Genomic DNA, 22,974 nt, shown 5'->3' on the forward strand with positions numbered 1-22,974 from the left:
CACTGCCATCGGGTCCGCCGACTGGGGCGCGGCTGCCGCTCCTGGCGGCGCCGCGCCTTGCGGCGGTATTGCGTGTTGCGTATTGCCTGTTGCGTGTTGCGTGACTGGCGCAGGCTTAGCGAGCGAGGTACGTCCCAAGCGCCTCGGCTCCGCCAATCAGCTTGCCGTTGATAAAGATCTGCGGCGCGGTCATGTCGCCCGACAAGGCGCCCAGCACCTTGCCGCGGATCTTGTGCTCCAGCGGTACGTCGATGTACTCGAAGCCGTTATCCGACAGCATCTGCTTGGCCTTGGCGCAGAACGAACAGCCCACCTTGGAGAACACGACCACCTGGTCGGGCCTGTTGGCGTTGGGGGCGATGTAATTGAGCATGGTGTCCGCGTCCGACACCTTGAACGGGTCGCCCGGCTCTTCCGGCTCGATGAACATCTTTTCGACCACGCCGTCCTTGACCAGCATCGAATAGCGCCAGCTGCGCTTGCCGAAGCCCAGGTCGGCCTTGTCGACCAGCATGCCCATGCCTTCGGTGAATTCGCCGTTGCCGTCGGGAATCATCACGATGTTTTCCGATTCCTGGTCCTTGGCCCATTCGTTCATCACGAAGGTGTCGTTGACCGAGACGCACAGGATCGCGTCCACGCCGTGCCTGGCGAACACCGGTGCCAGCTCGTTGTAGCGCGGCAGGTGGGTGGATGAGCAGGTCGGGGTGAACGCACCGGGCAGCGAGAACAGCGCGATGGTCTTGCCTTCGAACAGGTCGGCGGTGGTCACGGTCTTCCACTCATCGTTCTCGCGGACGCGGAACGTGACATTGGGGACGCGTTGACCTTCACGGGATTGCAGCATGGGTAAGCTCCTGGATGCGTTGGACTTGGGGGGATGGCCGCGGGATGCAGCGAAGACCCGATTTTCCGCGTCGCAACACGATTTGTATAATTCATCGTTACAAACACAATCATTGTTTTTTGCTATCAAAAGATGATAGTTTCCCCCTATGCGGGTGCAGGCACCGCCCTATATGAGCCTGATAGGGCACTCTGCTGTGCCGGCTCCGCCCGAGACGGGACGCGACGCGGGCACCTCCACCAAGGTCGGAAATTCCTGCAGGGCTATTCGGATATTTCCCAAATCTGCCCGCGGTCACGACGCTTACATTTGGGCCAGGTCATCCCGCATGCGCGCCAGTTGTGGCGCGTGCCGGCTCTCAAAGCAGCGAAATCGCGCGTGGGCAGATACGGCTCGCGGCAGCGCGCGCCCTCCATGAAAAGCCCCTTATGTGCATCTGCACTTTCCCGCATCCGGCGGACGGCTCGGCTACCCCGAGCCGGAGCCTGCCGGGCAACTGGTGGCACCGCCAGGTGCTTTTATTCCTGCTGGCGCTTTGCCACGGCATGCCGGCGCTGGCTGCGCCGCCGGCCGAGCCGCTGCGCACGCTGCAACTGACCTCCCAGTTGCATCGGACTTCGTCCGATGGGCTCCCCAGGGGCGAACCCATCGGGCAGGCCAGTGCATGGCATGGCGACGACGAGGAATTGGACGCATGGCGCCGCACCCGCAAGGTCTTGCGGGTCGCCGTGGTTGGCAACTACCTGCCGCCATTCGACCTGGTCGACCTGAAGGGGGACTACCGCGGGATCTCCGCCGACTACCTCGCCGTGGTGGTCGCCCGGCTTGGCGTGCCGGCGCAGATCCTCCGGTACCGCTCGCACGAACAGGCGCACAGCCAGCTGGCCAACGGCTCCGTCGACCTGATCACCACGTCGCTGGACAACCCTGCCGCCGGCCTGCGTACCGCTCCCTACCATGACCATCGCCTGGTCGAGGTGGTGTCTCGCCGGGACACTGCGCGTAACCAGACCAACCGCACCATTGGCTACCTGGCGGGCGAAGTCTCGCCGACCGCGCTGCAGCGGGCCTATCCGGGCGCGCCGCTGCAACCCTTCGGCAATCTGCTGGGCGCGCTCGACCAGCTCTCCCGCGATGCCGACTTCGTCGTGGTCACCAACGCCATCGCGGCGGGCTACCTCGTCGAGCAATACCGATACCACGAACTGACCGCGCGCAACTTCGTGCCCCTGGCGCAAGACGGCGTTGCCTTCGCCGTGGCGGATCCCGCCCTGGGCAGGATCATCGACCGGACGCTCGCGGCCATGCCCGCCGCGCTCAAGCGCGAGATCGTAACCGCCTGGATCCCCARCTCGCACGAGTTCGGCAGCACCGGCAAGCTCAATCTCTCCCTCGACGAACGCGCCTGGATCGCCGCCCATCCGGAGGTGCGCTACCTGGTGTCGCGCGACTTCGTCCCATTCCAGTTCGTCGACACCAGGCAGCGCCTGGGCGGACTCACCGAACAGGTGCTGCAACTGATCGCGCAGCGCACCGGGTTGCGCTTCGTGCCTTATTGGCCCGCCAGCGGCGCGGACGTCAACGCCGCCATCGGGAACGGTACCGTGGATATCGTGCCGATCCTGCCGCTGCACCATGTGGGCCTCGGCACCGTCCACCTCTCGGTGAGCGCACCCTATTTCTCGGGCAACTGGGTGGTCGTCACGCGCGCCGGCAACGACAGCATCAAGAGCCTGCCCGACCTCGCCGACAAGGTCATCGCCGGGCCGCCGTTCAATGGCATCTACGACCTCGTGCGCGCCAACTATGCGGTGAACCAGCGCGAGACGGACTCCCACGAGGAAGCGTTCCGCCTGGTCGCCACCGGACGCGCCGATGCCACGATCGCCAGCGCCTTCATGGCCGACCACATGCTCAAGCGGACCTATGCGGGCCGCCTCAAGGTGGCGGCTCCCACGGGGGGCGTGCCGCTGGAGGTCGGCCTGGGCGTCAGCAACAACCATCCTGAATTGCTTGGCATCATCAACAAGGCCATCCTGAGCATTTCACGCGACGATCTCGGCGCCATGCGCGCGCACTGGACGGATGTCAGGCCGCCAACCTTCACCTGGCGCCAGATCCCGTCCTGGCTGATGGCCGCCGCGGCCGCCCTGCTGCTGGCAAGCCTGCTGTTTCTCGCGTGGGTGACTGCGCTGCGGCGCCAGGTGACGCAGCGCACGGCAGCCGAACACGCCTTGCAGGACCAGGTCGCATTCCAGACCGCTGTGCTCGACGGCATCCCGCAGCCGATCTACCTGCGCGACAAGCAGCTCCGCATGATTACCTGCAATACCGCCTACGAGGCGGCGGTGGGCACGACGCGGCGCGCGCTGGCCGGCACGGATCCGGCGCTCGCAACCGCCGCCTTCTGTCCCGATATCAGCCACGATGAACTCATGGCCATCTACCGGCGCGTACTGCAGACCGGTCTGCCGTTCAGCGCCGACCGGCGCCTGGCCATCGGCAACGAGCAGCGCAGCGTGATCGGCTGGGTAGTGCCGCTGCGCCGCGCCAATGGCGGCACGGCTGGCATCGTCGGGGGCTGGATCGACGTGACGGAACGCCAGCAGATGCTGGCCGAACTGGCTGCGGCCAAGAACCGCGCCGAAGCGGCGAATCGCGCCAAGTCCACCTTCCTCGCCTCGATCAGCCACGAGATACGCACCCCGATGAACGCCATCCTCGGCATGCTGGAGCTGGTGCTGACGCGCCAGCACGACGCGCACCTGGATCGCGAGCAACTGGACGCCGCGCACGGCGCGGCCACGTCGCTGCTATCGCTGCTGGACGATATCCTGGACCTCTCCAAGATGGAAGCCGGCAAGTTCACGCTGCAGCCGCGCGCCGCCAGCCTGCGCCAGGCCCTGCACGAAGTCGCCCGGATGTTCGGGCCAGTGGCCTCGCAGAAAGGCCTGGCCCTGAACCTCAGCGTGGGCGAGTCCGTGGCGCAGGCGCACAGCGTGGATATCCTGCGCTTCAAACAGGTCATCAGCAACTTCGTCTCCAACAGCATCCGCTTCACCGAGCGGGGCAGCGTGGATATCCGGCTGGACGGATCGACCATTCGAGAGTCCCGGCAAGCCCTGCACCTCGCCATCGAGGACACCGGCATCGGTATTCCCCCGGAGGCGGTCGGCAAACTGTTTCGTCCCTTCTCGCAGGTGGAGTCGGCCGAACGCGCGAGTACCGGCGGCACCGGGCTGGGCCTTTCGATCGCGCAAAACCTGGTGCGCAAGATGGGGGGCGAGATCGCGCTCGAGAGCGAGCCGGGCCGTGGCACGCAAGTGGTGGTGCGCCTGAACCTGGAGGTTTCGGCCTCGCTGCCCCAGGACAGCGCCCCGATTGCCGGCACTGCCGGCGTTGCCCGGTTTCCCGCGGGCAGCCAGGTGTTGATCGTGGACGACCACGCACCCAACCGGCTGCTGCTGGAGCGTCAGCTGGAACGGCTGGGCATTGCGGTGGATACGGCGGAGAGCGGCGCCCTCGCCCTGGAGGCGCTGTCGCGCCGCCCGCCGCACCTGATCATCTGCGACTGCATGATGCCGGTGATGGACGGCTTCAGCCTGGCCCAGGCCATTCGCGCGCGCAAGGACGCCCTGGCCGGAATCCCGATCATCGGCTGTACCGCCAGTGCCCAGAGCGAGGATCACCAGCGCGCGCTCGCGGCGGGAATGAATGAGGTGCTGGTCAAGCCGATGGGACTGGCGGCACTGGAACGCGCCCTGCGACGGCATCTGCGCGCAAGCCATGGCGCGGCGCAGGGAGCCGCCGCGCCGGCCTGATGGGGGGGCGATGCGCGGAATGGCTTTCTGCGGCACGACGGCATCGTGAGCAAGTAGAAGCAGTGGCGCCGGATCATGGCGCGGTGTGGCCGTATTCAAGCCTTTGAGATTGCAGTCAGGCCCCCCCTCATGCCGTCCGAAGCGGCGGCCGCAACGCCATCAGCGAAGCCTCCAGATGCGCCACCGTAGTCGCAAGAATCGGCAGCAACGCCTGCGCCGTAGCCAGGTCGCCAAACTGCGCAACCGATTCCAGCCGCCCACACAGCGCCACCAGTGCCGCGCACTCCAGCATCCTCGCCGACCCCTTGATCCGGTGAGCCCCACTGCCAAACCGCTGCCAGGCGCCATCCGCCAGCGCGGCATGCATCATGTCGAGATCGATGCGGTTGATATCAACCAGGCTATCCACCAGGTCCCTGACGATATCCGCGTCACCGCCGACCAGGGTATTCAGCAAGGTGCCGAGCGCCGCGCATTCGTCCGTCGACACCGCAACAAACCCGTTTCCGGCCAGCGCGCGTGCCAGCGAACTGGCATCGACCGGCGCTGTCAGCGTGGCATCGAAGGTCCCGGCAAGGGCCGCATCGACTACGCTCACGCCGGCGCCAGCCGGCACCACCGCAAACAACAGGCTATCCGTCGGCAGGCCGAAGTCAGCGCGGGCCGGCTTGCCGGCATGGTCATGCGCGAGCCAGACAAGTGCCAGCCGGGGACGCTCGCCTGGCGCCGGACCAACGCCCGGACTAACGCCCGGACTCGCCGGATCCCTGAGTTCGACGGAAAAACCCAGGCCAGCGAGCACGTTCGCCAGCCCGCTGATTTGCAGCGCTTGCGCACCACTATCAGTCGTGCTGAATAATAGTGCGCGGATCATGAATTTACCTTTGAAAACATTCGCATCGTGTTGAACCACTACCGGTGACTCGCCACAGCGGCGTCATTGCGCCGGTGTGAGGCGGCATCGCCGGGCAAAATCCACCATATCCACCAGCGAGTTGACCTGCAGCTTGCCCATGATGCGGGTCTTGTGGCTGCTCACCGTCTTGTTGCTGATAAATAACAGTTCGCCTATCGCTTTATTCGACAATCCCCTCACCAGCAATTGCAGCACGACGATCTCCTTGTCCGACAGCAGCGCGAGCCGCTCATCGTCCGCCCGCAGGGTAACCTGCGGCAGTTCTCGCTCGTAGCGCATCTCGGGAAACACCGTGTAGCCGGCCATGACCGCTTCGACGCAGCGCACGATCCGCTTCATATCCTGCACCTTGCTGACGAAACCCTGGGCACCCGCCTGCCTCACCCGATGCGCGAACGTGGCCTGGTCCTGCCCGGAGATCACCAGGATGCGAATCGGCGCATAGATCAGCTTCAGGCGCGGGATCACGTCAAGGCCGCTGATGCGTGGAATATCCAGATCCAGGATGGCGAGATCCGGCTCGAACTGCCTCGCGGCTTCGATTGCAGCCTGGCCATTGTCAGCCTCCACAATATTGCTGACGCCCAGCACTTGCGACAACTGGGTCTTGATCACCAGGCGCAGTGCGGGGTGATCGTCGACGATCAGGATAGTTGCCACTCGCGTACCTCCCTAATTTGCCAACAACGAACTCACCCGTCCCGGAACACGCCGGCAATCAAAAGGTGAAGCGCGGATTATGTGGCGAAATTACGCTACGGCTGGAGAGAAATTTCCGAACGAACCATCAGAAATTTCCCAAAAAATGGCACGTTCCCCCTCGGAATTACGCCTTGACAGTCGGGATGTAAAATAAAATGTCCTCGCTTAAATATTTTGAAATATCACATTCATCGAATGCAGATCGAATGTAGATCATTGGCCAATCGCAGCACAAGTCAAGCTGCCATAGGATATCCAAAAGATGCGGTCGAAAAACAATGGTTTCGTGAGGACAAAAGGGAGAGACGTCAGAGCAGACCTGCGGCAGGCTGGCACAAGGGATGCGGCGATAGCTATGTCAAGGGTACGTGCATCCGCTCGAACGCCGACAGCTTTTCCCGGTATTGCGAGATGAAGGCGCCTAGCATAGCGGCCTGGTCGCTATCGAACGGCGTCAGGAAATCATATTGCGCGCCATCGTGCAGGCGCCGCAGGCTGCCAAGCAGTTCCGCCAGCATCCGGGCCTCGACGGAGCGATGCCGGCGCAGCCGCCAGACCAGGGATTCGTGCCGGTTCATCAGATGATTCGACGACGCCGGCGACATCAGGTCCAGCACACGATGTGTCTCCTGGTAGGCACCGATATAAGCGCACGAGGCGGCCAGGCGCCAGTCGATCTCGTTGCCGCCATGCATCAGCCGGACCGCCTCGCGCGTCAGCCCCTCGGCGACCTCGCCGTAGCCCTGCTGCGGCCGGCCGAGCGAAAAGGAGGACAGGGGTTTCAGTGCGAGCGTCAGGGCGGGGGGCAACACGCTGGCATTGTGCAGGGCCAGTTCCTCATGGATATGCACGGCGAGGCGGGTGCAGTCATCCAGGCTGGCATCGACAAAGAGATCGAGAAAAATTCCCTCCTCGGTTCCCGCATAAGCCGCAGCCTTGATGACAGGCAGGTTGCGCCGGTCAAGGACCGCGATGCCGAGCCGCAGGCGGCGCAAGGCATCGGCATCCGGGCCGCAGATCTCATCGAATACGTCCGTGCTCAATCCTTCTTCAAAATATCTTCTGCTTACCTTGGTCACGTTCCCTCTCTTCTACGGGCTCCGGGGGCCGGGTCAACCGGCTGGGTCCGGAGCCTGCTTGTTCCCGCCAGTCGGCACAGCCGCTCGGCAGTGGTCTTCGTAGTGTGCCGTACAGGATCTTTCCCGTAGCAGCGAAGACTCTGAATCGAAGTGCCGAAGATTCTGCATGGGACACACTTTGCATGCGAAGGCATGTCGGGGCCGGGGCGAAACGATGGCAGCCTATCGAAGCGCGGTGGACCCAAGGAGAGCCTGCGCTGGCTCGAGGGTTACGAGCGCATTGCGGAGATGACGGCACCGATGCGCTCATGCATCTCGTCGACTGCCGCATCAGTCTCGTCGTAGCTTATAGCTTCTCCAATCAGTCCAGAATCGTTTGCAGACGGGCCAGCGCGTCGTCTACCACTTCGGCGGGCGCACGCTCAATCTTCCTTGCACCACGCGCTTCAAGATCCAGCGTGCGAACCATGTTCACCAGTGCGACCTCCTGGGTCTCGGTACCAGAACCGGGCAGCGGCACGGCGAAGCCAGCGAAACGGGCGAAGTCACCACCCTGCGTGATCGGCGCAACCAGCGCAACGCCGAGCGCGTTGAATGCGGCGGGTGACAGCACAAGGGCAGGCCGGAAATCGCCCTGCTGTTCGCGGCCCGCAGTCGGGTTCAGGTTCACCCGCACAATGTCGCCCCGATCAAACTTGCCGCGCCTCACCATGCTTCACGTCCGACCGGCACGAAGTTGTGCCACGAGGCCAGATCTGCGGGCATCGGCGCGTTGGGATCGCACTTCGCGACTAGCTCTTCGAGCGCATATTTGTGCCGCGCAGGCTTGAGCATGATGCCCTCTGGGCGCACGTCGACGGCGAGCTTGTCGCCCAGTGCAACCTTGAGTTGTTCGAGCAACGCAGTGGGCAAACGCACAGCCGCACTGTTGCCCCACTTCTGAATCGACAGTTCCATAACAAGCTCCATTAACGGATATCCATTGTAGATACGCTAGCCGCGGCTAGTCAAATTTTGTATCTACATCGTAGACACGGCGCACGCCCTTTGGAGATAGTTTGGCTATCGGCTGGGCGCTCGACTTCCACAGGGTAGAGAGTCTTATGCATCACCCAATCTGTCGCCAAGGGCAGTCATCGTGCCCGGCCCATGATCTCATTGAGAGCCTGGTCGCAGCGGCGCTGCTGGCCGGCACGGGGTAAGCGCCGGATGTCGCCGAAGGTTCGAAAGCCAAGACCGAGACCATCGTCATGGCGAGATGGCGGGACTGCCAATTGAGGAAATTTCGCAACCCGGCATCGTACGGCGGGCGATAAAGTCTTCGATCACAAAGCCGTACTTTTCACCGGCGCGCCGCGCCGCCATTTTCCATCGTTGGCCGCAATGCCGCTAGCGCAGCGCGGCCTGGACGCGAGAGCAAGGAAATATGCAGGCCGTCCCGCCCCTGAAATCCCGCATCGTCATCGCCGACGACCATCCCGTCATGCTGATCGGCCTGCGCGGCTTGCTGGCGCAGTTCAAGCGCGTTGAAGTCACCGGCATCGCGAAGAACTCGACCGAGATCCTCGCGCTGCTCAGCAGTCAGCCCTGCGAGATACTGCTGACCGACTACGCGATGCCCGGCGGCACCCATGGCGACGGCCTGCGCATGATCGGCTTCGTGCGCCGCCACTACCCAAGGCTGTCGATCCTGGTGGTCACCATGCTGGACAACCCCTCCCAGATCAGCAAGCTGGTCAGGTTCGATCGCTTGTCCGTGGTCAGCAAGCTTGACGATGCCTCTCACATCGGGAACGCCCTGGCGCAGGTGCTCGATGGCGCGCGCTACCTGTCGCCGACGATACAGCAGTTGCTGGACAGCCTCGGCCCGCCCGTGGAAGTGCGGGCCCGGCTCGGGCCGCTCAGCCCGCGCGAGGCCGATGTGATCCGGCTCTACCTCTCGGGCATGTCCGTCAGCCAGATCGCGGTCAAGCTCGGGCGCAGCGTCAAGACCATCAGCACGCAAAAAATGTCGGCGATGCGCAAGCTTGGGCTTCGCGGCAACCTGGCTCTCTACAGCTACGCCTCCTCCGCAGGCTTGCTCGGGGAGCACCGCGCCCGTGCCGGAAAGGCGCATCCGAAGAAAAAAGGCGCGCAATAGCGGCATGCGCGCACTGCCGGCCCACCATCGGCGGCGGGCTACCCCGCCGGAACGCGCACTGCCGCGCCGCCGTCAGGACGGCGGCTGCGGTCCACCTGCTCTTTGTGCGCCTGCGCGGCAACCGGCACGTGCATCTCGCACCTCGTTTTGGGCGGTGGCACCGTGATTGTGCCCAGCAAGGACAGCGGACACCACCAAAGCGCTTTCAAGAGATTCACTGGACTGGACGGTAAGTGGGCACGATTCACCTCTTAACGGCTGGAATCGGCGACCGTTGAGCCTTGCCACAATCTTTTCTTCAAGCGAGGCACCTGCGGTGCGTCGGGAGAAAGGGAACGCAAAGGGAGCATCACCGCAAGCGCGCCGGCTCCCGTCAGCGACAATAGGTCTTGGTGTTCTCGTGCACATCCTCACGGCCTAGCAGCTCGGCCGGGGCCATCCAGCAATACGCGCTGTGCTGGCCGGGCTGACCCGGCGACTTCTCCCCCGGCTCGTTGTCCGCCATGGTCCATGCATAGGCCAGCACCACATAGTGGGTGGTAACGCCCGGCTTTCCGGCGAAGTTATCCGGGTAGTGATGTTCGAACACGCCGCGCGGGGTGGCATCGCCACGCTCGACCCCGGTGACGCCCAACTCGTCCGCCACGATGCGGCGGAATGCGGCATCCAGGCTTTCGTCCTTGTGAATGCGCCCGCCCGGCACGAACCACGAACCTCGCGCCGGCCGGTTGCGGCGGCGGCCAAGCAACACGCGGCCTTGCGCATCGGCGACAAGCAGATCGATCGCGACCAACGGTGCATGGCGTACCACGAAGAAGAAGTCCTTTTCGACAAGCATTGCCAGTGGCTCCGAAATCGATCGGCAACATCCTGCCCCGCGCTGCCTTGGCTGGCGGGCGCGCCCCCTGAAAAGACAGCGCCGGCATGGGTGCCGCCCAGGGCAGCGTGACTTGCTGATCCGCCGCGGGACAGCAGCGAAAGCCGTCGGCACAACCCTGCCGGCGCAGAAAGACGCCTCGCCCACCGGGGGATAGGCGAGGCGCAAAACACGGGCAAGTGGGTCAGACCTGCCCGAGCCGTATGGAGCCTACGCGCGGCTGCGTGATTTGAACGTGTGCTAGCGCACCAGGTGTTGCCGGCGGGCGCAGCCATGGAGAATGACGGCAGACGCAAATTCGTTGCCACGAAACAACGCCTGGTTTGTGGTCGCGCCGCATGGCTTCGCGCAGCGCCTATGGAAAAGCATAGGCAAAGCAGGCTCGGAGAGGCACAGCCGATGGCCTAAAATTTTGCGCGCCATTGCCGTTATGTGCTTAGCGGCATGCTCTGCCATGCCGCATGTTGGCGCTGCGCGCGCCCGACAGCGCCATTGCGCCCACGGAAGCTCCGAATATCCCTATGCAATACAACCTCCTGCAGCTTGCCGCACCATGCGGCGCCCTTGCCGCCGTACTTTGCGCGGCACTCGCGATCCGGCGTGCCCGGAAGCAAACCCGCGTCGATCACCGCATCACCGAGCTGGAACGGCAACTCCGCGAGCATCTGCTAAACCGCCAGGACGCAGCGGCCCCGACAAGGCGCTTCAGCCAGGGCCGGTTGACAATCAGCAGATCCAGATGAATGCGGAGGCGAGCGCAACGAACGATGAGAAACGTTCGGAGAGCTTGTCGTAGCGCGTGGCAACGCGGCGGAATTGCCTGATGCAGCAGAAGAAGCGTTCGACCAAGTTTCGTGAGGCATGCAGATGCTCGTCAGGGCGCGTTGTTCAGGATGGTTGGCACGACTGGCGATGACCGCTTGAATACCCGCGGACTGCAGGTGTTGCAGGATCGCGTTCGAATCATAGGCAGGCGATAGCGCGCGACCCGGATCCCGCCGGGCGTGGCCAAGTTCGTCACCACCAACCCGCCGCACGGGTCCGGCCCGTCAATCCCTGCTGCTTGTAGGACGTACTCCCATGGCGACGCCTTCGTTCCTGACCTAAAACCGAGGCATCAGCATGGCGTCCATCGTGCAACCAGGCGTAGCGCTCACGCGCAGCATAAAGGAAGAGTTAGAAGACCTGGACGAAACGGACAGGGCCATCGAGCGCTCAGGGAAACGCATGGAGGCGCAGGAACAGCGCATTGCGCACTTGAAGAGGGACCGTCGCAGAGATCCCTGAGCTGGGAGGTACAAGATGCAACTCGGCGTGGTTGGATTAGGGCGCATGGGCGCCAGCATGGTGCGTCGCTTGGCGCAGCACGGCCACGAATGCGTGGTCTATGATTTGCGGGCGGAGGCCGTTGCCGCCGCGCTGCAGCCCGGTGTCACCGGAGTATCTTCCCTGAAAGACTTGGCAGTAGCGCTGCGCAAGCCGCGTGCGATCTGGCTGATGGTACCTGCAGCCGTTGTTGACGAAGATCTGACGGACCTGATGCCGCTGCTCGACGCCGATGACACCATCATTGATGGAGGCAACTCCTATTATCGCGACGACATCCGGCGCGGTGCCGCGATGGGTTCACGCCGGATTCATTACGTGGACGTCGGCACCAGCGGCGGCGTTGCCGGGTTGGAGCGTGGCTATTGCCTGATGATTGGCGGCGAAGAGACCGTTGTCCGGCACCTCGCCCCGATCTTTGCTGCGCTCGCCCCAGGCAGGGATGCGGCGCCGCCCACCCCCGGGCGGCAAAAACCTGACAGCACCGCCGAGCAGGGCTATCTGTACTGCGGCCCGCACGGGGCGGGACACTTCGTCAAAATGGTTCACAACGGCATCGAGTACGGCATCATGGGAGCGTATGCGGAAGGCTTGAACATTCTGCGCAACGCCAGCATCGGAAAGCGGAAACGCGATACGGATGCGGAAACGACCCCATTGCGAGATCCTGAATACTATCAATACGAGCTGGATCTCCCGGAGATCGCGGAGCTGTGGCGTCGCGGCAGCGTGATTGGCTCGTGGTTACTCGATCTCACCGCCAGCGCCTTCCTGAAGGAGCCAAACCTGGAGAGCTTCACCGGCCGCGTGTCGGATTCCGGAGAAGGCCGGTGGACGATGATCGCCGCCATCGACGAAGCCATCCCGGCTCCCATCCTGAGTGCCGCGCTCTTTGAACGCTTCAGTTCGCGCGGCGACGCCGAATTTGCCAACAAGGTATTGTCGGCCATGCGCCACGGATTCGGCGGCCACGTGGAAAAAACTACCGAGGCACCGAGGAAATGACGATGATGGCGTCCCATTCCGACGCCTTGGTCTTCTTCGGCGCCACCGGCGATCTGGCCTATAAGCAGATATTTCCGGCGCTGCAGGCGATGATCAGGCGTGGCCACCTCGATCTGCCGATTATCGGTGTGGCGAAATCCGGCAGGTCTCTCGCTGTATTCCGGGACCGCGCGCGCGATAGCCTGGAGAAACATGGCGGCCTGGATACCGCGGCGTTTGCCCGGCTCGCGGCCAGTCTTCAGTACATCGGCGGCGACTACCGTGACAGCGCGACCTATGCACAACTACGTCGGGCACTGGGCAACGCGGTGCGGCCGCTGCATTATCTTGCCATTCCGCCCAGCATGTTCGAGCCCGTCATCGAAGGTCTGGCAAGGTCTGGCTGTGCCCGAAACGCCCGGGTGATCGTCGAGAAACCGTTTGGCCGCAGTCTTGCTTCGGCGCAGGCACTCAACCGGACATTGCACACCTGCTTTCCCGAGGCGGCGATTTTCCGTATCGACCATTATCTCGGCAAGGAAGCCGTAGAGAACCTGCTGTATTTTCGCTTCTCCAATACATTCCTGCCGCCGATCTGGCACCGCGGCTATGTGGCAAGTGTGCAGATAACCATGGCCGAGCAATTCGGCGTGCAGGGGCGTGGCGCCTTCTACGAGGAAGTCGGGGCGATACGTGACGTGGTGCAAAATCACCTGCTGCAGGTGCTGGCGCTGCTCACGATGGACGTGCCCTTGGATGGCGGTCCCGATGCGATACGTGACGAAAAGCTGCGCGTTCTGAACGCGATGCGTCCGTGTTCCGCGAACGAGGTGGTCCGTGGCCAGTTCCGCGGATATCGCGACGCGACAGGCGTTCTGCCCGACTCGCAAGTCGAAACGTTCGCGGCGCTTCGGCTGGATATCGACAATATGCGATGGGCGGGCGTGCCCTTCTATGTCCGGGCCGGCAAGCGATTGCCGGTCACTTGCACCGAAGTCACGATCAATCTCAAGCCGCCGTCGCCCGCCATATTTGACACCAGCGTCCCGGGCCAGGCGAACTATTTCCGCTTCAGGCTCAGCCCGGATGTGGTGACCACCATTGGCGCGCGGACCAAGGTGCCGGGCGAACCCATGGTTGGCGCGGCAACGGAACTGCTCGCGCGACACGCGCCTCGCGACGAAATGACACCGTACGAACGCCTGCTGGGAGACGCTCTGCGAGGGGATGCTGCGTTGTTCACCCGCGGCGACATGGTCGAAGCGGCCTGGCGTGTAGTAGACCCGATCCTCGGCAACGCCGTGCCAGTTTTCGACTACGAGCCGGATACGTGGGGGCCACCAGCGGCCAGCCGGATCCTGATTGGCGACGACCGATGGCACAACCCCGCCCCGGAGCACAGTTCGCCATGACTTCGCGGTGCCTTATCGTCCACTGCTTGCGACGGGCTGTTTCACTGGAGGTTGGTTGGCTATGTGGTTGGCTATGCGCAGAGGAGGCGAGCCAGACCAAAGCAGCTTATGGGGCTTATGGGTTAAGTACCGCATTCTGAGACAACGGCTATGGCCGGAGCAGGTCATTTGCGCGCTTGCAAACGTTCTCGACGGTAAAGCCATATTCGCGCATCACGACCTCGCCCGCAGCCGATGCGCCAAAGCGGTCCACTGCCAGCACGTCGCCGCGATCGCCGACATACCGATACCAGCCTTGCGAGACACCTGCCTCGACGGCCAATCGTGCGCCGACCGCAGGGGGAAAGACTTCCTCACGGTACGCCTGCGGCTGGGCCTCGAACAGTTCCCAGCTTGGCATCGAGACGATACGAGCCTGGACGTTCTGCTGCGCTAACCTGCTTTGTGCAGCGACGATCAGCGGGACTTCCGAGCCGCTGGCTACCAGGATCAAATCCGGGTTCCCGCCCGGGGCCTCGGCCAAGATGTAGGCGCCTCGCCGCAATCCGTCGGCGGCGGCGACTTGGGCACGGTCCAAAGTCGGAAGGTTCTGCCGTGTCAGCACCAGCGCGACTGGCCGGTCGCCAGTTTCCAGCGCGACGCGCCAGGCAATAGCGGTTTCGTTGGCATCCGCTGGACGAATCACGACCAGGGGTGGAATCGCACGCAGGCTGGCGAGTTGCTCGACCGGCTGATGCGTCGGACCGTCCTCGCCCAGCGCAATGCTGTCATGGGTAAACACATAGATAACATGCAGGCCCATCAGCGCGGCAAGGCGAATCGCCGGTCGCATATAGTCGGAAAAAATCAGGAATGTCGCGCCGAACGGCACCACGGCGCCATGCGCCGCCATCCCGTTCATGATCGCGCCCATGGCATGCTCACGGACGCCAAAATGCAGATTGCGTCCGGCGCGGCTCCAGCCGCCGCCATGGGAACCCTGTCTGTCACGCGCATGGAGGTTGGTCGGCTCGAAGTCTCCCAATTCTTTGAGCGCGGTATAAGTCGATGGGTCCAGGTCCGCCGAGCCGCCGATCAGCGCAGGAAACAGCGGCGCAATGGCATTCATGACCTTCCCCGAGGCGGAGCGCGTGGCCATGCCTTTGGCGTCCGCTGGAAACTGCGGGATGGCCGCCTGCCATCCGGCAACGTTGCCAGCGATTCCGTCACGCGTGGGTTGCCCGAGTTCCTGCGCAAGTTCCGGGAATTTTCTCTGATAGGCGGAGAATTTCTCGCACCATTCTTTCTCGGCCTGCGCTCCCCGGGTACCGGCCTCGAGAAAATGCGAGCGCGCCGGTTCTGGTATGTGGAACGGCGGATCTTCCGGCCAGCCCAGGTTCCGCTTGGTCAGACGGACTTCATCCACGCCGAGTGGCGAGCCGTGCGCTTCGAACGTATCCTGCTTATTGGGAGACCCGTATCCGAGATGCGTACGCACCAGGATGAGCGACGGTCGACTGGTGTCGCCGCGGGCGATATCGAGCGCCTGTTCAATGGATGGCAGGCTATTGCCGTCCTCCACCCAATGGGTATGCCAGCCATAGGCCTCGAAGCGCTGCGCCGTATCCTCGGTAAAGGTCATACCTGTGCTTGCGGAGAGCGTGACGCCATTGGCATCGTACAGGTAGATCAGCTTGCCCAAATGCAAGTGGCCAGCCAGGGAAGCGGCTTCAGACGCTACGCCTTCCATCAGGTCGCCGTCGCTCACGATGCCGTAGGTAAAGTGATTGATAATTTCGAAGCCGTCGCGGTTGTAACGCGCGGCCAGATTTGCTTCTGCCATCGCCATGCCCACGCCATTGCCAAAGCCTTGGCCGAGCGGTCCGGTTGTCACTTCGACGCCCGGCGTCAGGCCGCGCTCCGGGTGGCCTGGCGTCATGCTGCCCCACTGCCGGAATCGTCGAAGCTGTTCGAGCGTCAGATCATATCCAACGAGATGAAGAAGGCTGTATAGCAGTGCCGAGCCGTGGCCTGCGGACAGCACGAAACGATCCCGGTCGAACCAATCAGGATTGGCCGGATGATGCTTGAGAAAGCGGGTCCACAGCACATAGGCCATCGGCGCCGCACCCAACGGCATGCCCGGATGACCGCTGTTGGCGTTCTGCACTGTGTCAATCGACAGGCATCGCAGCGTGTTGACACAAAGGTCATCCAATGCGGCCGTCACGCGTTCGGAGGAAAGCATTGCATTCAAAGGCTAGCCGGTAACGCAGATACACCCAGGTCAAAGCGGCTGCTGAACAGCATATTCTGCCGCTTGCACAAGACTAGTACGTCTGGCGCGCCATTCCAAGAACGGCCCATTTTGCCGTCTCCGTTCGGATTGCGAATTCCGAAAGTGGCGCCTCCGCGGCAAATATCGGGACTATTCTCCGGGGCCGCGCTCAGGCGGCAGGCCGGACGCCGTCGAACGCATCCTGCAGCAACTGCCGGATCGCCTTTTCTTCCAGCGGGCGCGGGTTCGGGTACTGGTTCTGCATGGCCAGCCCGCAAGCGCGGTCGAGATCCGCGGCCTGCATGCCGATGTCCCGCAGCGCGACCGGCGCGCCGTTGTCGCGGGCCAGATCGAACAGCGCCTGCGGCGCACTGCCCGCGCCCAGGGCCGACGCCACCGCGGCGAGCGCTTGGGGCGCGGCGAGCGCGTTGTAGGCCAGCGCATGCGGCAACACGATGGTGTGCACTTCGGCATGAGGCAGATTGAAGCTGCCGCCCAGCGTGTGGCACAACTTGTGATGCAGCGACATGCCGACGTTCGCCAGCACGCTGCCGCACAGCCACGCGCCGTACAGCGCATCGCCACGGGCTTGCAGCATGTCCGCCGCGCTGCCGCTGGCATGCGCCTGGCGGATCGCCGGCAGCGCCCGGCCCAGCGCCGCTATGCCTTCGCGCGCCATCAGGCTGGTGACAGGATTGGCATCGCTGGCGTAGAGCCCTTCCGCGGCGTGGGCGATGGCATTGATGCCGCTGGTGATGCTGAGCATCAGCGGCAGGCCCAGCGTCAGTTGCGGGTCGTACAGCACGGTGCGCGGCAGGACGCGCGCGTCCTTGCCGGTGCGCTTGATGCCACCTTCGGTCAGGCCGTAGATCGGCGTCATCTCGGAGCCGGAATACGTGGTGGGCACCGCCACGATCGGCAAAGCCGACTCCAGTGCGATGGCCTTGCCCAGGCCGATCGTGGATCCGCCGCCGAGCGCCACGGCGCAATCCGCGCCCAGGCGCGTGGCCAGCTCGCGGGCGGCGCGCGCGGACTCGATCGGCACATGCATCACCGCGCCGTCGAAGACGCCGGCGGCGCGGCTGCCGAGCAGGCCGGCCACTTGCTCTGCCTGGGCGCGCTGGCCGGGTGTGGACAGCACCAGCACCTTGCGCACGCCCAGCGCTTCGATCTCCGCGCCAAGCTGGTCGAGCGCGCCGGCGCCGAACACCACGCGTTGCGGATGGCTCTGATAGACGAAGGATTGCATGACAGGTCCGTGGGCAAGGGTTCAGTCGGCGGCGATATTGCGGGTCTTGATCACACGCGCCCAGCGCTGGGACTCGCTTTTGACAAGCGCATTCATCTGCTGCCTGCCGCCGGCCACCACTTCGAAGCCGCCGTCGGCAAGGCGCTGCGCAACCTTGGGATCCTTCAGGGTGGCGCTCATGTCCGCCGCCAGCCGGTTCAGGATCGCCTCTGGCGTCTTGGCCGGCGCGATCATGCCTACCCAGGAATAGACTTCAAAGCCCTTGTAGGACTCCGCAATCGCAGGCACCGCAGGCAGATGGGCGTCGCGCCGGGGCGAGGTCACCGCCAGCGCGCGCAACTTGCCGGCCTGGATATGCGGAAGCACCAGCGGCAGGCTGGCGATCATCGAATCGACATGGCCGCCAAGCAGGTCCGAGATGGCCGGGCCACCGCCCTTATACGGCGTATGGATGCCGCTCGTGCCCGCGGTCTCGTGGAACAGCTCGGCAGCCAGCTGGTTGGAGCTGCCAGCGCCTACCGACGCATAGGAAACGGTAGCGGGCTTCCTGGCCGCAGCCACATAGTCCTGCAGTGTCTTGAACGGCGAACTGGCCGGCACCACCAGCACCATGGGCGAACGCACCATGTACGACACGCCGGTCAGGTCGCGTTCCGCCACATAGGGCAGCTTCGGATACATCGAGGCTTCCGTGGCGAAGGAGTCGAAGATCATGCCGACGGTATAGCCGTCCGGCGTGCTCCGGGCGATTGCGCCGGTGCCGATGGTGCCGCCCGCGCCGGCGCGGTTCTCGATGACCACCGTCTGGCCCAGGCGGCTGCGGAAGTCCTCCTGGATCATGCGGCCCACCTTGTCGACCGTGCCACCGGCGGCGAACGGGATGATCAGCGTCACCGGCTTGGCCGGATAGCCTTGCGCGCTCGCAGCGCTGGCGAAACCCAGCCCCAGCGCCGCGATGGCAGCCGCGCGCCGCAGCAGTGCCTTGCCGCGTGCGGCGTGGCGTTGATCGGACATGTTTGCCTCCAGTCTTGTAGTAGTCATATGCTGTCCTGCTCCGATGATCGCGCCGGAGGCCGCGGAGTCAGGAGCACGATGATGTGCTTTTGCCAAATTCGCCAAAATACCCGCAGCCGGAAGCGTGCATTCGATGCTAACCTTTCACACCTGCCGGGACAATCGGGTCCGGCCGCGAAATGCCTTTGCACAGGACGCACAAATGGAATCGGCAAAATTTGCGGAGAACCTTTCGATTTTTGTCGAGGTGGCACAGGCGCGGAGCTTCTCCGCGGTGGCGCGCCGCAAGGGCATGGTAGCGTCATCGGTGGCCCGCCAGATCGATGCGCTGGAAAACGAGTTGCAGGTGGCGCTGTTTACCCGCTCCACCCGCGCGCTGGTCAGGACCGACGCCGGCAACCTGCTGTTCGAGCGGGCGGTCAAGATCCTGCACGACATGACCGACGCCCGCAGCGAGGTCACCTCGCTGGAACAAGGTGTCAGCGGCTTGCTGCGCGTAAGCTGCCTGCCCGCCTTCGGCCGGCGGCACGTGGTGCCGCACCTGGCGGCCTTTTACGAGAAGTACCCGCGCCTGGCCATCGAACTGGACCTGACCGAGCGCGTGGTCGACCCGGTGGTGGAACGGATCGACCTGGTGATCCGCGTGGGACAGCAGGCGGACAGCAGCCTGATCGCCCAGCGCATGGCCAGCCAGCGCTACGTGATCTGCGCCTCGCCGGCCTACCTGGCGTGCCACGGCCGGCCGCGCCACGCCAGCGAACTGGACGGCCACCGACTGATCGACCGCCGCCACAGCACCAGCATGCGAGGCTGGCGCGAGCTGCTGGGCAATGAGATGGCGCAGCAAGCGCTGTTCGCCTTCGAATGCGACGACTGCGACGCGCGGCGGCTTGCGGTGCTTCAGGGACTTGGCGTCGCGCTGATGCCGGACTGGTCGATCGGCGTGGATATCGGCGAAGGCCGGCTGGTCGAGCTGAACCTGGACGGACTGGCGCCGCAAGCGGATACCGGCATCTACCTGCTGCGCCCGCTGCCGCGGGCGAGCGCAAAGGTGCGCGCTTTTTGCGAGCATCTGAGCGCCAGCGTCGGCAGCCCGCCGCAGTGGCAGGTAGCCATGACGCCGATTGGGGAGTAGCGCCGGGAAACCAGCCCGGCAGCAGGGCTTCCAGCCGTTCCTGGCGTTCCCGCAAGCGCCGATGGCTTGGGGCCTGGGGTCTTCCCGACGCGCACTGCCACGTGTCCTATAGTTCAAAGCCAGTGGTATCCGGCAAGATGCACGGCTAACAATGTGGAGGCGCATCATGGCAACCTGGAAGCCCGACCCCAGCTTCTACCCATCGCCCCGCCTCGCTGCAAAGGCGCCGCCCGAGGCACTCGCCTATGTGGCGATGTTCGATCCCACGCGCACCCAGCCCGATGGCATCGCGGTGGTCGACGTCGACCCCGCATCCAGGACCTACGCCACCATCGTCGGGCAGCTGGCCATGCCGAATACGGGCGACGAGCTGCATCACTTCGGCTGGAACGCCTGCTCGTCCTGTCTCTGCCCGAACGCCCCGCACCCGCATATGGAGCGGCGCTACCTGGTGGTGCCGGGCTTGCGCTCGTCGCGCATCCATATCATCGACACCCAGCCCGATCCGCGGCGCCCGGCCATGGCCAAGATCATCGAGCCGGCCGTGCTGGCCGAGTGCACCGGCTACACGCGCCCGCATACCGTGCATTGCGGCCCCGCCGGCATCTACGTGACGGCGCTGGGCAATGCCGAGGGCAAAGGGCCGGGCGGCATCATGCTGCTCGACCAGCAAAGCTTCGAGCCGCTCGGGCAGTGGGAGGTGGAGCGCGGCCCGCAGCATCTTGCCTACGACGGCTGGTGGCACCTTGGCTACGACACGATGGTGACGAGCGAATGGGGCACGCCCGACATGGTCGAGGACGGCCTGGTGCCCGAGATCCTGCTCGGCTCGCGCTATGGGCGCCGCCTGCATTTCTGGGATCTCACCAAGCGCAAGCATCTGCAGGAGATCGACTTCGGCGAAGAGCATCAACTGGTGTTCGAGCTGCGCCCCGCGCACGATCCCACCAAGGCGTACGGCTTCGTCAATTGCGTGATCAGCCTGAAGGACTTGTCGTCGTCGATCTGGACCTGGTATCGGGACGGCGACAAGTGGGCGGTGCGCAAGGTGATCGACATCCCCGCCGAGCCGGCGGACCCGGACCTGCTGCCGCCCATCCTCAAGGGCTTCAAGGCGGTGCCGCCGCTGGTCAGCGATATCGACCTGTCGATGGACGACCGCTTCCTTTATATCTCGTGTTGGGGCACGGGCGACTTCCTGCAGTACGACGTCTCAGACCCGTTCGCACCGAAGCAGACCGGCCGCGTGCGCATTGGCGGCATCGTCTCGCGCGCCACGCATCCCGCGGCCGGCGGCGCCGCGCTCAACGGCGGCCCGCAAATGGTGGAAGTCAGCCGCGACGGGCGGCGCGTCTACTTCACCAACTCGCTCTACGGCGCGGTCGACGCGCAGTTCTACCCGGAGGGGATCGACGGCTGGATGGTCAAGCTGGACGCCGCCCCCGAAGGCGGCATGGCCTTCGACCCGCGCTTCTTCCTGCGCTGGCCGGCTGGCCATCGTCCGCACCAGGTCAGGCTGCAAGGCGGCGACTGCTCGTCGGATTCGTACTGCTACCCGTAGCGGCCCCGCCTGCCATGCCTGTCACCTCCGGCGTGCCGCTGGGCACGCACATCGACACGCTGTGGCCGCTCTGGTGGCCGTGGCTGGCCATCGCCGCGCTGGGCCTGTTCCACGGCATCAATCCAGCGATGGGATGGCTATTCGCGGTGGCGCTCGGGCTGCATCGCGGCCGGCGCAAGGTAGTGCTGCTGGCACTGCTGCCGATTGCACTCGGCCACGCCCTGGCGGTGGCCCTGGTACTGGCCGCCACGCTCGCGCTCGGCAGCCTGCTGGACCCCCAATGGCTGGCACGCGCCGGCGGCGCGGTGCTGATCGGATGGGCCGCCTGGCACGCCGTGCGCGGCCACCGCCAGCATCCGCGCGTGGGCATGCAGGCCGGCATGGCCGGGCTGGCGCTGTGGTCATTCCTGATGGCGGGCACGCACGGTGCGGGATTGATGCTGGTGCCGGCGCTGCTGCCGCTGTGCAGTGCGGTGGCCGGCGGGCCGGGCGCCAGCGGCCTGCTGATGCCGGCGCTGCTGGCGCTGGGAGTGCACACGCTGGCCATGCTGCTTGCCATCGGCACCGTAGCGCTGCTGGTGTATGACCACATCGGCGTGGCCTTCCTGCGCACGGGGTGGATCAACCTCGACCGGATCTGGACGGTGGCGCTGACGGGCTGCGGCGCGGTGTTGCTGTTGGGGTAGGCAGGGCGTTTGCGCCAAGACTGGCTGTCCAGGGCTTGATCCCGGGACCGCTTTGTTCGCGCAGCAACGCCGTCATCCGCTGCGCGAGCGGCGAAAGGTAAGCCCCGGCCCGCGAGATCACACCCACGCGCCGGCGCAGATCCAGTTCTTCCAACCCCAGGTTCAGCGCACGCAGGCCCATCTGCATGCTCTGTGCATCGCCGCCCGACACGCTGAGCATCTGCGTGCCCCGCACCAGGTGGAACAGCGAGGCGCTGCCAAAGTCCGTTTCGACCCGCAAATTCGGCTCTGCCAGCCCCTGCCTGCGAAAGGCCGCGTCGACTTGCTGCCGCAGGACGATATGGTGCGCGGGCAGCAACCATTCCTGTCCCACCAGATCCGCCAGGCTGACCTTGCGCCGGCGCTGCAGTGGGTGCGATTCATCCGCCACGACGACAAGACGGTCGTCGAACAATTCCTCCACCGCGAACTCGCTCGCGCGCTGCTTTTGCCTCGGCGCGACCGCAAGGTCCAGTTCGCCAGCCAGCAGAAGATCGATCAGTTCCCGCGCCATCCGCCTGCGCAGGCGAAGCCTGGCGACCGGCCGCTCTTTCAGGAGCTGGCGGCAGGCGCCCATGACAAGCGCGTTGGGTATGGAGGGCGAATAGCCCAGGCGCAAGACGCCCTGCTCACCGGTCCGGATGCCCTGCATCTCCTTGAGCGCATCCTCATACTCCAGCCGGATTCGCCGGGCTCGTTCGATAAACTGCGCGCCGGCTTGCGTTGGGGTCATCCCATGGACCGAGCGCTCGAACAAGGGCAGGCCGATCTGCCCTTCCACCCGCTGCACCGCCTTGGTCAGGGCCGGCTGGCTGATGCCCAGCGACTCCGCGGCGCGGCCTATGCCGCCGTGGGCAGCCACGGCCAGCACGTATTCCAGATCCCTTGTCTCCATCGCAACATTCCCGTTAGTTATGCCTTTATAGCCA

19 protein-coding genes are annotated in these 22,974 nt (G+C 64.6%); 7 read left to right on the plus strand and 12 right to left on the minus strand.

The window, feature by feature from the left end; genetic code table 11:
* Positions 1-115: 115 nt before the first annotated feature.
* On the minus strand, positions 116-847 hold the full coding sequence (locus AC1DQ3_RS18865) for a glutathione peroxidase (RefSeq protein WP_477121676.1): 732 nt from the start codon (positions 845-847) through the stop codon (positions 116-118).
* Between the two features lie 428 nt (positions 848-1,275).
* On the opposite strand from AC1DQ3_RS18865, the gene AC1DQ3_RS18870 reads away from it, so the two are divergent.
* Positions 1,276-4,668, plus strand: coding sequence for an ATP-binding protein (locus tag AC1DQ3_RS18870; protein WP_477121677.1), 3,393 nt, complete (start codon positions 1,276-1,278; stop codon positions 4,666-4,668).
* Positions 4,669-4,795: 127 nt separating this feature from the next.
* Here the strand turns inward: AC1DQ3_RS18870 and AC1DQ3_RS18875 are convergent, their stop codons facing one another.
* From AC1DQ3_RS18875 to AC1DQ3_RS18895, 5 genes are all read right to left on the minus strand, one after another.
* On the minus strand, positions 4,796-5,542 hold the full coding sequence (locus tag AC1DQ3_RS18875; protein ID WP_477121678.1) for an Hpt domain-containing protein: 747 nt from the start codon (positions 5,540-5,542) through the stop codon (positions 4,796-4,798).
* 63 nt (positions 5,543-5,605) lie between these two features.
* Entirely contained in the window at positions 5,606-6,244 is a 639-nt protein-coding gene (locus AC1DQ3_RS18880) for a response regulator (RefSeq protein ID WP_477121679.1), read from the minus strand.
* Between the two features lie 395 nt (positions 6,245-6,639).
* The gene (locus tag AC1DQ3_RS18885) at positions 6,640-7,329 is read right to left on the minus strand and encodes a hypothetical protein (protein ID WP_477121680.1); all 690 of its coding nucleotides are present in this window, start codon (positions 7,327-7,329) and stop codon (positions 6,640-6,642) included.
* Positions 7,330-7,726: 397 nt separating this feature from the next.
* The gene (locus AC1DQ3_RS18890; protein WP_477121681.1) at positions 7,727-8,077 is read right to left on the minus strand and encodes a type II toxin-antitoxin system ChpB family toxin; all 351 of its coding nucleotides are present in this window, start codon (positions 8,075-8,077) and stop codon (positions 7,727-7,729) included.
* Positions 8,071-8,322: an AbrB/MazE/SpoVT family DNA-binding domain-containing protein gene (locus AC1DQ3_RS18895; protein ID WP_477121682.1), complete on the minus strand. Its 252-nt coding sequence runs from the start codon at positions 8,320-8,322 to the stop codon at positions 8,071-8,073. Before AC1DQ3_RS18895 ends, AC1DQ3_RS18890 begins: the two co-directional genes overlap by 7 nt.
* A 469-nt stretch (positions 8,323-8,791) precedes the next feature.
* Between AC1DQ3_RS18895 and AC1DQ3_RS18900 the strand changes: the two genes are divergently transcribed.
* Positions 8,792-9,505: a response regulator gene (locus tag AC1DQ3_RS18900; RefSeq protein WP_477121683.1), complete on the plus strand. Its 714-nt coding sequence runs from the start codon at positions 8,792-8,794 to the stop codon at positions 9,503-9,505.
* A gap of 373 nt (positions 9,506-9,878) precedes the next feature.
* Here AC1DQ3_RS18900 and AC1DQ3_RS18905 read toward each other — a convergent pair whose 3' ends face one another.
* Together AC1DQ3_RS18905 and AC1DQ3_RS18910 are read right to left on the minus strand one after the other, a co-directional pair.
* Complete coding sequence (locus AC1DQ3_RS18905) at positions 9,879-10,343, minus strand: GDP-mannose mannosyl hydrolase (RefSeq protein ID WP_477121684.1); 465 nt, start codon at positions 10,341-10,343, stop codon at positions 9,879-9,881.
* A gap of 467 nt (positions 10,344-10,810) precedes the next feature.
* Entirely contained in the window at positions 10,811-11,047 is a 237-nt protein-coding gene (locus tag AC1DQ3_RS18910; protein ID WP_477121685.1) for a hypothetical protein, read from the minus strand.
* Positions 11,048-11,684: 637 nt separating this feature from the next.
* Here AC1DQ3_RS18910 and gnd point away from each other — a divergent pair.
* The gene (gene gnd, locus AC1DQ3_RS18915) at positions 11,685-12,713 is read left to right on the plus strand and encodes a phosphogluconate dehydrogenase (NAD(+)-dependent, decarboxylating) (RefSeq protein WP_477121686.1); all 1,029 of its coding nucleotides are present in this window, start codon (positions 11,685-11,687) and stop codon (positions 12,711-12,713) included.
* A 2-nt stretch (positions 12,714-12,715) separates the two neighbouring features.
* A complete protein-coding gene (zwf, locus tag AC1DQ3_RS18920; protein ID WP_477121687.1) occupies positions 12,716-14,104 on the plus strand; it encodes a glucose-6-phosphate dehydrogenase in 1,389 nt (462 codons plus the stop codon).
* A gap of 148 nt (positions 14,105-14,252) precedes the next feature.
* On the opposite strand, the gene tkt is transcribed toward zwf, so the two are convergent.
* The 3 genes from tkt to AC1DQ3_RS18935 all read right to left on the minus strand — a co-directional run bounded on the left by tkt (position 14,253) and on the right by AC1DQ3_RS18935 (position 18,624).
* Complete coding sequence (tkt, locus tag AC1DQ3_RS18925) at positions 14,253-16,331, minus strand: transketolase (RefSeq protein ID WP_477121688.1); 2,079 nt, start codon at positions 16,329-16,331, stop codon at positions 14,253-14,255.
* Between the two features lie 199 nt (positions 16,332-16,530).
* Positions 16,531-17,610: a maleylacetate reductase gene (locus tag AC1DQ3_RS18930; RefSeq protein ID WP_477121689.1), complete on the minus strand. Its 1,080-nt coding sequence runs from the start codon at positions 17,608-17,610 to the stop codon at positions 16,531-16,533.
* A 21-nt stretch (positions 17,611-17,631) separates the two neighbouring features.
* Positions 17,632-18,624 carry a tripartite tricarboxylate transporter substrate binding protein gene (locus tag AC1DQ3_RS18935; protein WP_477121690.1) on the minus strand — a complete coding sequence of 331 codons (993 nt, stop codon included), beginning with the start codon at positions 18,622-18,624 and terminating at the stop codon, positions 17,632-17,634.
* A gap of 202 nt (positions 18,625-18,826) precedes the next feature.
* Between AC1DQ3_RS18935 and AC1DQ3_RS18940 the strand changes: the two genes are divergently transcribed.
* The 3 genes from AC1DQ3_RS18940 (at position 18,827) to AC1DQ3_RS18950 (ending at position 22,006) form a co-directional block, all read left to right on the plus strand.
* Positions 18,827-19,759, plus strand: a complete 933-nt coding sequence (locus AC1DQ3_RS18940; RefSeq protein ID WP_477121691.1) for a LysR family transcriptional regulator — start codon at positions 18,827-18,829, stop codon at positions 19,757-19,759.
* A gap of 166 nt (positions 19,760-19,925) precedes the next feature.
* Positions 19,926-21,320 carry a selenium-binding protein SBP56-related protein gene (locus AC1DQ3_RS18945; protein ID WP_477121692.1) on the plus strand — a complete coding sequence of 465 codons (1,395 nt, stop codon included), beginning with the start codon at positions 19,926-19,928 and terminating at the stop codon, positions 21,318-21,320.
* Between the two features lie 14 nt (positions 21,321-21,334).
* Entirely contained in the window at positions 21,335-22,006 is a 672-nt protein-coding gene (locus AC1DQ3_RS18950; RefSeq protein WP_477121693.1) for a hypothetical protein, read from the plus strand.
* Here AC1DQ3_RS18950 and AC1DQ3_RS18955 read toward each other — a convergent pair.
* Entirely contained in the window at positions 21,942-22,940 is a 999-nt protein-coding gene (locus AC1DQ3_RS18955; RefSeq protein WP_477121694.1) for a LysR family transcriptional regulator, read from the minus strand. The genes AC1DQ3_RS18950 and AC1DQ3_RS18955 overlap by 65 nt on opposite strands.
* Between the last annotated feature and the right edge of the window lie 34 nt (positions 22,941-22,974).

It is taken from the genome of Cupriavidus sp. 01T418 (assembly GCF_056398885.1).

Bases quoted from the DNA above. Each gene is read 5' to 3' on its own strand.
- tkt (WP_477121688.1), bottom strand. From the start codon at position 16,331: ATGCTTTCCTCCGAACGCGTGACGGCCGCATTGGATGACCTTTGTGTC.
- AC1DQ3_RS18905 (WP_477121684.1), bottom strand. From the start codon at position 10,343: ATGCTTGTCGAAAAGGACTTCTTCTTCGTGGTACGCCATGCACCGTTG.
- AC1DQ3_RS18865 (WP_477121676.1), bottom strand. From the start codon at position 847: ATGCTGCAATCCCGTGAAGGTCAACGCGTCCCCAATGTCACGTTCCGC.
- AC1DQ3_RS18890 (WP_477121681.1), bottom strand. From the start codon at position 8,077: ATGGTGAGGCGCGGCAAGTTTGATCGGGGCGACATTGTGCGGGTGAAC.
- AC1DQ3_RS18935 (WP_477121690.1), bottom strand. From the start codon at position 18,624: ATGTCCGATCAACGCCACGCCGCACGCGGCAAGGCACTGCTGCGGCGC.
- AC1DQ3_RS18945 (WP_477121692.1), top strand. From the start codon at position 19,926: ATGGCAACCTGGAAGCCCGACCCCAGCTTCTACCCATCGCCCCGCCTC.
- AC1DQ3_RS18940 (WP_477121691.1), top strand. From the start codon at position 18,827: ATGGAATCGGCAAAATTTGCGGAGAACCTTTCGATTTTTGTCGAGGTG.
- AC1DQ3_RS18930 (WP_477121689.1), bottom strand. From the start codon at position 17,610: ATGCAATCCTTCGTCTATCAGAGCCATCCGCAACGCGTGGTGTTCGGC.
- AC1DQ3_RS18895 (WP_477121682.1), bottom strand. From the start codon at position 8,322: ATGGAACTGTCGATTCAGAAGTGGGGCAACAGTGCGGCTGTGCGTTTG.
- AC1DQ3_RS18875 (WP_477121678.1), bottom strand. From the start codon at position 5,542: ATGATCCGCGCACTATTATTCAGCACGACTGATAGTGGTGCGCAAGCG.
- AC1DQ3_RS18910 (WP_477121685.1), bottom strand. From the start codon at position 11,047: ATGCTCGCGGAGTTGCCGTTCCAGCTCGGTGATGCGGTGATCGACGCG.
- zwf (WP_477121687.1), top strand. From the start codon at position 12,716: ATGATGGCGTCCCATTCCGACGCCTTGGTCTTCTTCGGCGCCACCGGC.
- gnd (WP_477121686.1), top strand. From the start codon at position 11,685: ATGCAACTCGGCGTGGTTGGATTAGGGCGCATGGGCGCCAGCATGGTG.
- AC1DQ3_RS18955 (WP_477121694.1), bottom strand. From the start codon at position 22,940: ATGGAGACAAGGGATCTGGAATACGTGCTGGCCGTGGCTGCCCACGGC.
- AC1DQ3_RS18900 (WP_477121683.1), top strand. From the start codon at position 8,792: ATGCAGGCCGTCCCGCCCCTGAAATCCCGCATCGTCATCGCCGACGAC.
- AC1DQ3_RS18950 (WP_477121693.1), top strand. From the start codon at position 21,335: ATGCCTGTCACCTCCGGCGTGCCGCTGGGCACGCACATCGACACGCTG.